Below are 12704 nucleotides of genomic sequence, written 5' to 3' on the forward strand. Positions count from 1 at the left end.
AGTTTTTAAAAAAGGATAAAGAAGAGATTGGGACAGTCTGTATATTTTTAAGATGGGTAATTATGAAATTGATTTATATAAGTACCGAGATTGAATAATAGTTTTATAGTGAGTGCAGTTTCCAACTTTCTTTACGTGGTAAATTCTAGTGGTTCCACTCTTTCTTTTTGGAAGATCTAATACGTACCGCGGCGAATCCAGTAAAGTTAACAAAATTGGTTCCAGAGTTTTTTATCACCTGACAGATTTGCATCGTGACTCCTTTTTGGGGCTGCCTTCGGGTGGCCCCTTTTTATTTTGGGAAAATGAGTTAGGAGTGAGCAAATGGCCAAGCGCAAACGGCAAATCACTGGTAACTAAGGTCGAAAAATTCATTAAGAAGGTAGAGGTCAAGGTATCGGCAAAGACTATTTGCCTTGGCTGGAGATACAAGATGTTCCATCTGAGGGTAGAGCAACTCGGTAAAGGATGGACAACCAATCGGCGGCATGAATTCATGTCAGACCTTGATAGAGATTACTTCTACATCCTTGATTTTTCTACAGGATTTTTTGAACTGAACTTGTTACAATGCAGACAGCTCAGATACGTAGATTCAATGATAAGCGTTTATGAAATAATATTGAATTTGCATCAAAAAAGTGGTATCAATAAATTAGTTCAAAAAAAGTTGAACAAATTGATGGTTCAAATATAGCTAGATAGATGGTTGGCGATACTAATATAATAAATAGTGAGATTACGAGGGAACCAGAATGGAAAAGATCATTATGGACTATTTGGGAATGCAAAAAAAGAATATTGTGAACACGGAGGATATGATAAAGGATATAAGAAGAAATACTGAGGGTGAATATTTTGACCTCAAACTGTTTTCAATCATTTTGAGTAAACTTGTTAAAGACGGGGTATTAAGTCCTGTTGTTTCTCGCAAGCTTTTATACTACGACTTTAATGTTTGCAGTGGTTATAGAATAATGAGAAATCATCAAATTTTTTCCAAACAAAATCATATGGAATTATACTATTACAGATTGTTGGAGAAATTAAATCCGGCAATTTCAAAAGATTATTATGAAGATAACTTGGTAGATTTCATGAAGGATTGGAAATATATCGAACAGATTCACAGGTATTTTGCAGCAAGTAATAATCTTGATAAAACAATCGAAGTTGATATGAAACAGCGATCGTATGAAATATTTAAAAATGAATCGATGCTAGAGAAAACTAGGATAAAGTTAATCTTAAAAAGATTAAAAATTACTTATCAAGATCTTAGATGTTTCGTTACCCCAGACCCATTTGTATACCATATTAATAGAGTAGATGAACATCATAATAGGGTTTTAATTGTAGAGGACAAGGTTACTTTTGTACATTTAATAACTGAAAGCTACAAAAATAAAATAAATGAATTTAATCTGATTATTCTAGCAGAAGAAAGAGATCCATTAATAAGCTTAGAATACCTTAAAAAGTTAGTACCATTTGATCAAAAATCAAAGGAGGTTACTTATTTTGGTGATATTGAGCCACACAAAATAATAAATTTAAAAAAGCTTCGGGAAACGAATAAGGAATACAACATTCGACCGTATTATCCATTCTATGAAGCATTATTGGATTACTATTCAACAAGTGCCTCACCATTAAAGCGAAAGTTTATCCGGACAAATGAATATGAGGAAGCATTAGCAATCTTTCCGTATCCAATTAAACAAAAGCTAACATTACTGTTTGATGCCAATAGGTACATTCCGCAAGCTGCTTTTAACATTGATCTTATAAAAAGATAGAGAGAAAGATACCAATCAATTTTCAAATTGTTTGCTTTGGATAACAACTGACTACGTCACGGAATTCAAATTTTTTTGAACAACTTTAACCTGGTGCTTACCGTTTTGGTCCGAATTTTATTCCTTAGGACATTGACATGATCACTATTTTTTTATGAAGGAGATGATTGAATGATGCTTGATAAAATGGAAGTTGATAAGCAGGACATAAAAGAAATCCTCAATTATGTAGTGAATGAGGCCATAGAATTCTATGACAACTTAGACTCTTATCCGGCAGCTGTAAATCACCAATCTCACTTCCCAGAGGGTTTACCCATCGAAGGATTAGGGACTATGGAAGTATTGAAAGAATTTACATCTACATACTCTAAAAGTTTAAGCGGTAGTGTAGGGCCACGATTTTTAGGATTTGTAACTGGGGGAGCAACACCTGCCTCGGTTGCAGGGGATTGGCTAGTTAGTATTTATGATCAAAACGTGACTAGTGTTGAGGACTCTATAGCGGGACAACTTGAATTAGAAACGATTGGAATGCTCAGGGAACTTTTTAAACTACCAAAGGAGTTTAGTGGAACATTCGTTAGTGGGGCAACTATGGCTAATCTCGTCGGGCTAGCCCAGGCCAGGCAATGGGTAGCTCATCAACATGGAATTGATATTTCTCAAGAAGGGTTATATAGCTTACCAAACATAATTATTGCGAGTGGGTCACCACACTCAAGTATCTATAAATCCTTGGCGATACTCGGGATGGGTAGACAGAATGTTAACCTCATTCCATGTTTAGAAAACAGAGAGGCAATAGATATTGATAAATTGCGTGGGTTTTTAGAGGATCACAAAGGTTTGCCATGTATTGTTGTGGCAAATGCAGGTACAGTGAACACAGTTGATTATGACGACCTACAAGCATTAGGTGAGTTGAAGAGAGAATTTTCTTTTTGGCTCCATGTGGATGCTGCTTTTGGTGGATTTGCAGCGTGTTCCACGAATTATTGTCAATTAGTCAATGGGATGGATAAAGCAGATTCCATTACCATTGATGCTCATAAATGGCTCAATGTGCCTTATGATTCCGCTATGCAATTCACAAGACATAAGCAAATACAGATCGAAGTCTTTCAAAACAATGCTGCTTATTTAGGCAACTCAATTGATCATCCCGAATTTGTTCATCTCACTCCAGAAAATTCAAGACGTTTCCGAGCACTACCAGCGTGGTTTACTCTGAAAGCATATGGACGTTTAGGGTACCGAAAGATCGTTGACACTAGCGTAGAATTGGCACAACTCTTAACGCATAAAATTCAGCAAAGTAATACGTTTGCGTTAATGGCGCCTACTAGACTGAATGTAGTTTGTTTTACTTTATCTTTTAAGGATAAGGATCTTACTTATGACGAAATAAAAAGATTTTTAGACATACTGAAGGATGATGGTCGAGTATTTATGACTCCAACAATTTATCAAGGTAGACCTGGTATTAGGGCAGCATTCAGTAACTGGAGAACAAACGCACAAGATGTAGAAACAATCTGGGATGCACTGTGTAAAGTAAGCAAGTCACAGCTTTAGGATGCCTGGATGTTAGGCAACCGAAGTAAGTATTATTCATACATCATTAGGAGTGAATGTGTTTGATACAAAAATTTCAATCATCGATCCTTACTAAAAATCTTTCAATAACTATTCTGGGAACATTATTAATAGGGATAATTTTAGTAATCTCTAGCTATATTGAACAGGAAAAAATATTGTTACATCATTTAACCAAGCAATCTGTTGGAATTACCGAGTACTCGTTTACGACATTTACTGGAAAGGAAATATTAGATACGTTTCAAAATGATTTTTCTCATCCTTCTCAACAAAATCTTACTAGTAAATTGAATTTAATATCAGAAAAAAATAAGGAGGTAGCACAAGCTTATTTTTTTGGTGCAGAACTCCAAAATGGTAATCAAACGAAAATCTTGGCTTTTCCGACCCATATCATTGAAGCATTGACTAGTACAAATTTAAAACATGGAGATATGTACGAACAACCACCAGCAATTGTGGAAGCAATAGAAAAAATGAAACAGTCAAAAACTATTGAAACTAGCGAAATGTATAAAGATATGTTCGGAACATGGATTTCGGTATTAAAACCTGTATTAGATGAAAATAACAATGTAATTGCGTATTACGGAATTGATATGAGCGCTGATATTATTGAAGAAGGAAAGAAGGATTTATTGAAGTATGGATCCCTGATACTACTTATATCATTGATTATCATTGCAGCTATCCAATTCCTTTTTATTAAGGGGCTTTTAAAGCCTGTGCATAAATTACAAAACGCGATGAGTAGGGTAGGTCAAGGTGATTTACAAGTTAGTTTGCCTGAAGTTAGAGTAGATGAGTTTGGAGAGTTAAGTAGACAATTTAATCAAATGGTAAAACAAAATCGCGAAATGATTATAAACATTCAACAACACGTAGATATATCTGCAAATACTGCTGATCAACTTTCCGAACAAATGGAAGAAACAAGTAAGCTAGTTCATCACACAACGTCTACAATACAGGATGTGGCAAAAGGTGCTGAAAATCAGTTGCAGGGGACTGAAGAAAGTGCAAGAACTATGGCCGAAATGGCAATTGGAGTTCAACGAATAGCGGAATCGGTGTCTGGGATCTCTGACGTTTCGAACAATACAACAGCCGAGGCCCAAAATGGGAATCTCTCCATTCAAGCTGCTGTAACACAAATGCAATCCATTAGCAACTCTGTCCAACATACAGGCAACGCTGTGAAATTATTGGCTGAACGTTCAACAGAAATTGAAAAAATCTTGGATGTAATTACTAGTATCGCCTCACAAACAAATTTACTCGCTTTAAACGCAGCAATTGAGGCTGCAAGAGCTGGAGAACATGGACGGGGATTCGCTGTCGTTGCAGATGAGGTAAGGAAACTTGCAGAACAATCGGATCAATCTGCTAGACAAATCTCAAGCCTGATACAAGAAATACTAGTGGATACAGATCAAGCGATGCAAGCCACTGAGTCAGCAAATCAAGATGTCCAAACTGGCTTAACTATGGTTCAAGAGGCAGGTCAAGCATTTAACAAAATATCTTTAGAGTTTACGAATATCTCTGAACAAATTCAAGAATTGTCAGCAGTTGCTGAAGAAATGGCGGCTAGTTCAGAAGAGGTAACTGCGTCAATAGATGAGACGGCCAACATTGCAAAACAATCCGTAAATTTCGCTATAGAAGTAGCGTCTTCAACTTCCACTCAGCTAAATTATATCAATGATTTAAAAAAGTCTGCTGAATTCTTAAATGAAAAAGCTACAGAATTATCTGGATTGGTGAGGAACTACAAGGCTTGACAATGACCGAAACGATAATGCATTAGCGAGTCCAATCCAATTACTGAAATAACCAATACTAAAATAGGTGAGGTAATTAACATGATAAAAGGATTGTATGAAGCACATTTGCCTGTAAAAAATCTCGAAGTATCGATAGACTTTTATAATAAATTGGGTTTAAAGTTGGCATGGCGTGATAGTGATAGTGCTTTCTTTTGGATCGAGGAAGGGAAAAGCTGGTTAGGATTATGGGAAGGGAACGAATATAAAACTCCTTATCATCCTTCACTAAGGCATATTGCGTTTCGAGTGACCTATGAAGATATAAAAGAGGCATTATCGTGGTTGGAGTCAATCCAAGTCGAATCGGTACCATTCGGCAGAAGAAATTCTGTTGCACCATTCATACGTCCTAATCAGGGCAATGCCTCGGTATATTTTAATGATCCAGATGGAAATAGTTTAGAGCTCATTTGTTATGTGGAAGTGCCGAATAAATATAAGGAAATTACGGATAAGTTGTCTATTGAGGAATGGGAAACACTGATTAGAAAATAGTCATATAAATGGAAAGTATAATATCTTTTTTTAATCCCTCAAATACATTTCTTTTGCATTGGCAAAAGCCCAGGGGTGCTCCTGGGGGAAACAAAGGAGTCTAAAATGGACATGCCCACTACCATTTTTGGAGAATCACCGGGAATCCGCCTTCGCCAAACAACCTTGTGTGATATTGACTTCGTTATTCGTGTTGAATCAAAAGAAGAAAACATAAAATTTATTATTCCGTGGCAAAGAGGGAAACATGAAAGTGCTATTAGCAATGAAGACATCGCTCATATAATTATTGAAGATAAAGTGACAAACAATCCATTGGGATTCATGATTATTGCAGGTTTACAGAATCCAAACCAAAGCATTGAGTTTATGAGGATAGTCATTACTGAGAAGGGGAAGGGGGTTGGGAGAGAAGCATTAAAGTTAATTAAAAAATGGGTATTTGAAGAACTAAACGCGAACAGATTGTGGTTAGATGTAAAAGTTAATAATGATCGTGCGAAATCCGTTTATGAGTTGGAGGGATTTTCCATAGAAGGAACACTAAGAGAATGCTTGAAAATTGGAGACGAGTTTGAATCTCTTTTCCTAATGTCCATTTTAAAATCAGAATATGAGTATAACAAAATGCAGAAAAATAGAGAGTAGGCGATGTCATTTGTGGCATGAGCGATTTCAAGAGGCTGTAGTAAGAAGTGATATTTCTGCAATGCTTGATATTTTGCATATGCAAGTCACAAAACATACAATTACTCCCAAACAATCAGTCAAAGATCAGGCGCTAAAAATCATTTACCGGAGTTTACGGCAATCAGAGACAATCTACAATGTTGGTTTACATCTAGCGAACTCGAAAAGTCCGACAGGTGAAGAGTTAGGTGCTATCATACTAGCCACTTATTACGATGTTAATCCTATAGAAGTAAACTCGGTATTATTAAGACTAGCGGATAACACTCACTGGGAAGTAAGAGAGTGGGCAGCAAGTGCATGTGCTATTGTCTTAACAAATAACTTTCAAAGCTTTTACCCTGTTCTATTGGGCTGGACGAAAAATCATTCACCAAATGTCAGAAGAGCTGTAGTAGTAGCGGTAAAATATTCAGCAAGGAAATTGGAAGAGAACTATGCAGACCTGCTTATTGATTTGATCGAACCCTTACTATGCGATGAAGACAGATATGTTAAAAGGAACCTAGGAGCGTTTGCAATTGGGGATGGAATATTAAAATACTATCCGAAACATCTTATCAGCAGATTAAATATTTGGATTGATTCAGAAAACGAACAGGTGAGATGGAATATAATGAAAATCTTTTCGTCTGCTGAAGGAATCAAATATATCGATGATTCGATACATGTTTTAAAAATTTTATCAAATGATCAGAGAAAAATAGTAAAAAGTGCATTCAAAAGCACGATGCTATCAATAAAGAAACGTGATCCAGAGATCTTCCATAAGTATTTTGGATAATAGGAACGTTTAGGCAATCTAAGATCAAAGAGGTGAAACAGTCTCATTCACTACTCAAATGAAATTGGGACAATCAAAAAGAATACTATCCATGTTTTTAAACAATGGTACTCAGCATACTACAAAGATCAGGAATCTGACATCCAAAAAGTTCTTCTACAGGAAAAGAACCGATTTGAAGACCATTTAAGGAATTTCGGCCCTGAAAAAACAGTAGAAATGCTATGCAATGGATTAATAGTAGAAGAACACCCGGAGTTGAAGGAAGTATTCTTAGTTCCTGTCTATCATACAAAACCAGTGAATGTCATATTTGATGATTACAAAGGGTTTATGATTATTTTATATCCAGTTGAGGCCATTGAAGGTAATGATTCCATGCCTCCAAATAGCTTAATGAGAATGACGAGAGCGTTATCAGACGAAAAGAGACTCCGTATTTTGAAAATCCTTTCATCAGGAAATCGAAGCTTTTCAGATTTGGTCCAGCTAATGGACTTGTCAAAAAGTAATTTGCATTATCATTTATCTCTGTTGCGAACAGCGGGATTAATAACGATACACCATGTTCCTTTTTCAAACCAAGATAAATATGGAGTTCGAGCTGGAGTGTTTGATGACGTCAAGATGATGCTAGAAAGTTATGTTTTTCATTAAATGTATATGAAAGAGAAAAGTTGTAATTCTATCCAACCTGTGTTATTAATAATTTAGTTCAAATTTTTTTGAACTAAATTTCAGTTCAATTTTGAGGTGGTTATATGAGCATCCTCTTTTCTCCAATTACTATTGGTGGTGTATCTCTAAAAAATCGAATTGTCATGTCCCCAATGGGCATGAATGCTTGCAAGGCAGAAGATGGAAAAGTTACCAATTGGCATAAAATTCATTACCCAAGTAGGGCTGTGGGACAGGTAGGTCTCATCATGGTGGAGGCAACAGCAGTATCTCTTGATGGACGAACCGATCCTGATGATCTAGGAATCTGGGAGGATGCACACATCTCTGGTTTAAAAGAGCTTGTTACCATGGTGCATGAACAAGGAGCCAAAATAGGTATTCAGCTCTGTCATGGGGGTAGAAAATCAAAAGTACCAGGAAAGATATTGGCTCCATCCGCAATCCCTTACAATGAGAACAGCATTGTCCCTGAAGCGATGACGGAAGAGCAAATTCGTGAAGTGATAGTATCTTTTAAAGAATCTGCTAGACGAGCAAAACAAGCTGGATTCGATGTATTGGAGATCCATGCTGCACATGGATATTTAATTAATCAATTTTTATCTCCGTTATCTAACAAACGTGATGATAACTATGGTGGCAATTTGGAAAAAAGGTACCAGTTTCTAAAAGAGGTCATCCATGAAATTAAAAATGTATGGGACAGCGCACTATTTGTCAGGATTTCAGCGACCGATTACCACCCCGACGGATGTTCGATAAATGACTATATGATTTATGGAAAGATGATGAAAGAACAGGGTGTTCACTTAATTGATTGTAGTTCTGGTTGGGTTGTTCCACCTAACTTCCCGGAAAGTCCTGGTCCCGGGTATCAAGTTCCCTTTGCATCACAGATAAAAAATGAAGTACAGGTTCCTACAGCGGCAGTTGGCATTATCAAAACGGGATTACAGGCCGAAGAGATACTGGCTCACGGGCATTCTGATTTGATTTTTATTGGCCAAGAATTATTAAGAGATCCTTACTGGCCAAAAAGGGCTGCACAGGAGCTTCATGTATCCATTGATGCACCTCCATCATACGAGTATATCTGGAATAAATAAGTGACCAGGTACCCATATAAAGTAGTAAAACCATGATGGAATGCCTCAAGTAATCAGCGAAGAAGATAAAGGAACAACAATCGAAATCCGACTAGCGAATCTGTAAGGAACCGCTTCATGATATTTTAACATCCAAAGCAGGTGCTTATACGGAGTAATTCCATCTCATGTCGGGCATCCTAGGGTTCTGGATAGTGTTTGCATATCTGCTTATGCTTTCCTACTACAAAAAAGGATGTGAACGATATGGCTGACAGAGATAATCGCATGCAAAACGAAGAAAATCAGGGAGCGATGGATGCAGCTGGCGTGGATGCAGGTGAAGCTGTGGGAACCGTTGGAGGTGCCGGTGTAGGTGCTGTGGTAGGCTCCGTGTTTGGTCCGATTGGCACCATTGCCGGCGCTATCGTTGGTGGAGCAGTGGGCAATAAAGTCGGCGAGGGTGCTGGTGACGCAGCAACTTCTGACGCAGTAACCGCTGACCGCGCCGAGGATCGTGACGATCGCTAGCTCTTAGGCACCCCTAGAGGGTATTCCTTTTCCAAATCAAGAGAAAAATCGGTTCTTCCTGACATGGAAGGACCGGTTTTTGATTGTAGGAAAGTAGCAGGTCATGGAAATTTACGCTCCTGAACTCTACACCCGGGATTTTCCCGGCAGAACCAGACACAGTCAGCGGTAAAAATCGCTGCTATTTCTTAGGATTCCAAGTTAAATGACTGTTTAAGAGAGTGGCATAAGTTGCTCAGAAGCTTTACGAACCCTGCCTGCCTTCTTTATGATGGTAGTAATGTATGAAACTGTCAGGGGGGTTCTACCCTATGCACACAAACGAAACAAAACCTGCCAGTAAGTCTTCTTCACCGGCTTACGAGTCACCGATAGCGAACCGCTACCCTACCCGTAAAGGTTTTGTATCATACAGAGCTGGTCATTCTGTCTGTCGTTTTCGCCATTCTTGTGTCTTCGATTGGAAAGATTATGAATATGAATCCCGCGATCACCAGGATAGGAGGATTTCGGGAAGAGGATTATATCAATCAGCCTATTTCCACCATCAGTTCCATTCTTGCGGAAGAAGTAAGAGATCAAACCGAGGCATGGTATGATCAATCCTTTGAGCGGATGCCTAAAAGCTACGAGACGGTTCTGCTGCATCCGAGCGGACGTCGTGTAGAGCTGAGTGTCATGAATGTACCTGTTGAAATTCAGGGACAAGTCGTGGGGAACCATCTGATTATTAAAGATATTACGGAAGAGAATCGGGTTAAGAAAAAAATCAAGCATCAGGCCTATCATGACGAATTGACCGGTCTGTCTAATCGAAGAAAGTTCTATGACGAGCTGAATCAAGCGATTGAACAGCATGAAGGGGGAGCGTCTGCAATCGCCGTGATGGTGCTGGACGTAGACCTGCGCTGTTCCCTGATCACGGAACGGATGCCGTGGATTTGCTGAAAAAAGCGGATGCTGCCATGTATATGAAGGCTGTAAACATCTCCTCATACATGAACGAAGCCGAGCAAAAACGGAGGTTGTCCTCCTGTTTTTGCTCGGCTTTTTTTCCTTATGATGTAGGTTATGCCAAAGCAGGAAATGCAAAATAGCCAGTCAAACGGTGGTTGATCTGCTCCTCCGAAAGCTCAGGGAACAGTCTGGCTTCTTTCACCATGTCATACAGACGCTCCATCGGCTCTCGGCCATCGGCTTTCTTTGCTTTCGCGTCATTCTTGAGCAGCTCCCAGATTCCTACGATGTAGTCGCGTCTGGTCACATCCTGCTTGCGGAAGAAGAAGTCCAGGCGTTCCACATGATCGAGGAATTCTTCGCCAAATCTGCCTTTCACGTCGCCGCGCAGGAGAGCGATTTCTGCCTCGTACATCGGGCGTTCCTTGCCTTTTTCCTTACCGATCCAAGGCGTCTCCAGCACCAGCGGCAAATGGCGGATTTTCTCATGATTCACGATGTAGTTCATCGCATCAAATCCGATGAGTCCGGCTCCGATCGGGGCGTGGCGGTCTTTGCCTGCGCCACGGAAATTTTTGCTGTCATTCAGATGGACGACAGCCAGACGGTCCAGGCCGATGGTACGGTCAAACTGTTCGAGGACGCCATCGAAATCGTTGACGATATCATAGCCGGCATCGTGAATGTGGCACGTATCCATGCAAACGGAAAGCTTGCTGTTGTCGTCCACCTTTTCGATAATGGCCGCGATTTCCTCAAAGCTGCGACCGATCTCGGTTCCTTTTCCAGCCATGGTCTCCAGAGCGATTTTGACATCGGTATGCTTGACCCCGGCGAGTACTTCATTCAAGCCCTCGGCGATGCGGGCAATTCCGTATTCGGCATCCTTGTCGGTGTAGGCGCCTGGGTGCAGCACGATATTCTTGACGCCGATGTAGTCGGTTCGCTTGATTTCTTCCTGCAGGAACCGGACAGCCAGCTCGAATGTGTCGTCCTTGTAAGATCCCAGATTGATAATGTAGGGGGCATGTACCACAATTTCATCTACCCCCATCTTGGCCATCATTTCTTTGCCTTCGGAGATGAATTGATCCTCGATGGGCTTGCGGCGGGTATTTTGCGGGGCTCCTGTATAAATCATGAACGTGCTTGAACCATAGGTGGCAGCCTCTTCTGCAGCATTCAGCAAACCTTTGCCGGAGAACGATACGTGCGATCCTATTTTGAGCATAGGGCAAAAACCTCCTTCGATTACTATACTTTAAAATAGCGCAAGACTGCTTATTCGTCCAATCTGGAGCGTATCGATATATTTTTTACCATGTCATTACATCAAACCAAATAATTGATATCATGGAGAAAGTAGTGAAATAAGCTGTTGGTAATGACTACATGAATCGTAATGTGAGGAGAATGAATCATGTCATTTTTCAAACGCATTGGTGCCAGCTTGGGATTGGGAGCGGCTACGGTGGAGACAGTTCTAAACCAAAATGAATATGCGCCTGGTGATACGGTAAAAGGAGTTGTCACAGTAAAGGGCGGAACGGTAGATCAACAAATCGAGGATATCGATCTGCATTTGTTCACGCAGTATCAGGTGGAGAAGGATGACAAGCGTTACTATCAGACGGTGAAAATCGGTTCGTATCGGATCACGGAAGGCTTTCAAATCGCCACGAAGGAAGAACGGCGCTTTCCTTTCTCCTTCGTGCTGCCTTTGGACACACCGATTACTTTTGGCAAAACAAAAGTATGGATCAATACGGATGTAGATATTGAAAGTGGTGTGGATACACAGGACAATGATGCGATCCGGGTGGTTGCCCATCCGTATACGGCTGCCGTGATCGAAGCGGTACAGGACATAGGCTTTCGTCTGTATCAGGCGGATTGCGAATATGCGCCCAGATTTCATCGTCGTTTGCCATTTGTGCAGGAATTCGAATTTGTACCGACGAATAGCCGTTTTCGCGGACATTTAGATGAGGTAGAGGTGATCTGCCATCCTGAATCGGATGGGATTGAAGTGTTTATCGAGATCGATCGCCGTGCGCGTGGGCTCTTCGGGTTTTTGGAAGAAGCCGCGGGGATGGATGAAAGTCTGGTGCGCGTTCGTTTTTCGAAGGCTGACTTGCAGGCGGGTAGAGGTCATCTTTCGAAACAACTGGAACAAGTCATTCGACGTTTTTCTCGCTAACGATTTGACAACTACGAAAGCTGAGCGATAAACAGGTATTCAAGTCCTGTT

General features: G+C 40.0%; 12 protein-coding genes and 1 pseudogene. 12 read left to right on the top strand and 1 reads right to left on the bottom strand.

Annotated elements, in window-relative coordinates; translation table 11 throughout:
* Window positions 1-324: 324 nt before the first annotated feature.
* The 11 genes and pseudogenes from JZI27_RS25110 to JZI27_RS20535 form a co-directional block, all read left to right on the top strand.
* Window positions 325-541: pseudogene (locus JZI27_RS25110) on the top strand (heteromeric transposase endonuclease subunit TnsA); the annotation flags it as partial.
* Window positions 542-755: 214 nt separating this feature from the next.
* Complete coding sequence (locus tag JZI27_RS20490) at window positions 756-1799, top strand: hypothetical protein (RefSeq protein ID WP_280209039.1); 1044 nt, start codon at window positions 756-758, stop codon at window positions 1797-1799.
* Between the two features lie 171 nt (window positions 1800-1970).
* On the top strand, window positions 1971-3377 hold the full coding sequence (locus tag JZI27_RS20495) for a pyridoxal phosphate-dependent decarboxylase family protein (RefSeq protein WP_280209041.1): 1407 nt from the start codon (window positions 1971-1973) through the stop codon (window positions 3375-3377).
* Window positions 3378-3439: 62 nt separating this feature from the next.
* Window positions 3440-5185, top strand: a complete 1746-nt coding sequence (locus tag JZI27_RS20500) for a methyl-accepting chemotaxis protein (protein ID WP_280209042.1) — start codon at window positions 3440-3442, stop codon at window positions 5183-5185.
* Between the two features lie 81 nt (window positions 5186-5266).
* Window positions 5267-5725: a VOC family protein gene (locus JZI27_RS20505; protein ID WP_280209044.1), complete on the top strand. Its 459-nt coding sequence runs from the start codon at window positions 5267-5269 to the stop codon at window positions 5723-5725.
* Between the two features lie 105 nt (window positions 5726-5830).
* The gene (locus JZI27_RS20510) at window positions 5831-6373 is read left to right on the top strand and encodes a GNAT family N-acetyltransferase (protein WP_280209046.1); all 543 of its coding nucleotides are present in this window, start codon (window positions 5831-5833) and stop codon (window positions 6371-6373) included.
* 10 nt (window positions 6374-6383) lie between these two features.
* Window positions 6384-7199 (top strand): DNA alkylation repair protein, encoded by an 816-nt coding sequence (locus JZI27_RS20515; RefSeq protein WP_280209048.1) that lies wholly within the window; start codon window positions 6384-6386, stop codon window positions 7197-7199.
* A gap of 258 nt (window positions 7200-7457) precedes the next feature.
* Window positions 7458-7856, top strand: a complete 399-nt coding sequence (locus JZI27_RS20520; protein WP_280209050.1) for an ArsR/SmtB family transcription factor — start codon at window positions 7458-7460, stop codon at window positions 7854-7856.
* A gap of 104 nt (window positions 7857-7960) precedes the next feature.
* Window positions 7961-8986, top strand: coding sequence for an NADPH dehydrogenase NamA (gene namA, locus JZI27_RS20525; RefSeq protein ID WP_251245090.1), 1026 nt, complete (start codon window positions 7961-7963; stop codon window positions 8984-8986).
* A gap of 294 nt (window positions 8987-9280) precedes the next feature.
* Window positions 9281-9496 carry a hypothetical protein gene (locus JZI27_RS20530; protein ID WP_412850239.1) on the top strand — a complete coding sequence of 72 codons (216 nt, stop codon included), beginning with the start codon at window positions 9281-9283 and terminating at the stop codon, window positions 9494-9496.
* 402 nt (window positions 9497-9898) lie between these two features.
* The gene (locus tag JZI27_RS20535; RefSeq protein ID WP_481752832.1) at window positions 9899-10444 is read left to right on the top strand and encodes a PAS domain S-box protein; all 546 of its coding nucleotides are present in this window, start codon (window positions 9899-9901) and stop codon (window positions 10442-10444) included.
* A 121-nt stretch (window positions 10445-10565) separates the two neighbouring features.
* On the opposite strand, the gene JZI27_RS20540 is transcribed toward JZI27_RS20535, so the two are convergent.
* Window positions 10566-11684, bottom strand: coding sequence for a deoxyribonuclease IV (locus tag JZI27_RS20540; protein ID WP_122911067.1), 1119 nt, complete (start codon window positions 11682-11684; stop codon window positions 10566-10568).
* Window positions 11685-11873: 189 nt separating this feature from the next.
* Between JZI27_RS20540 and JZI27_RS20545 the strand changes: the two genes are divergently transcribed.
* Entirely contained in the window at window positions 11874-12653 is a 780-nt protein-coding gene (locus JZI27_RS20545; RefSeq protein WP_122911066.1) for a sporulation protein, read from the top strand.
* Window positions 12654-12704: the final 51 nt, after the last annotated feature.

The sequence above is a fragment of the Brevibacillus sp. AY1 genome, from assembly GCF_029870785.1.
Classification (GTDB): Bacteria; Bacillota; Bacilli; order Brevibacillales; family Brevibacillaceae; genus Brevibacillus; species Brevibacillus invocatus.

Coding starts and splice junctions, on each gene's coding strand:
- JZI27_RS20530 (WP_412850239.1), top strand. CDS start 9,281: ATGGATGCAGCTGGCGTGGATGCAGGTGAAGCTGTGGGAACCGTTGGA.
- JZI27_RS20510 (WP_280209046.1), top strand. CDS start 5,831: ATGGACATGCCCACTACCATTTTTGGAGAATCACCGGGAATCCGCCTT.
- JZI27_RS20490 (WP_280209039.1), top strand. CDS start 756: ATGGAAAAGATCATTATGGACTATTTGGGAATGCAAAAAAAGAATATT.
- JZI27_RS20540 (WP_122911067.1), bottom strand. CDS start 11,684: ATGCTCAAAATAGGATCGCACGTATCGTTCTCCGGCAAAGGTTTGCTG.
- JZI27_RS20495 (WP_280209041.1), top strand. CDS start 1,971: ATGATGCTTGATAAAATGGAAGTTGATAAGCAGGACATAAAAGAAATC.
- JZI27_RS20505 (WP_280209044.1), top strand. CDS start 5,267: ATGATAAAAGGATTGTATGAAGCACATTTGCCTGTAAAAAATCTCGAA.
- namA (WP_251245090.1), top strand. CDS start 7,961: ATGAGCATCCTCTTTTCTCCAATTACTATTGGTGGTGTATCTCTAAAA.
- JZI27_RS20545 (WP_122911066.1), top strand. CDS start 11,874: ATGTCATTTTTCAAACGCATTGGTGCCAGCTTGGGATTGGGAGCGGCT.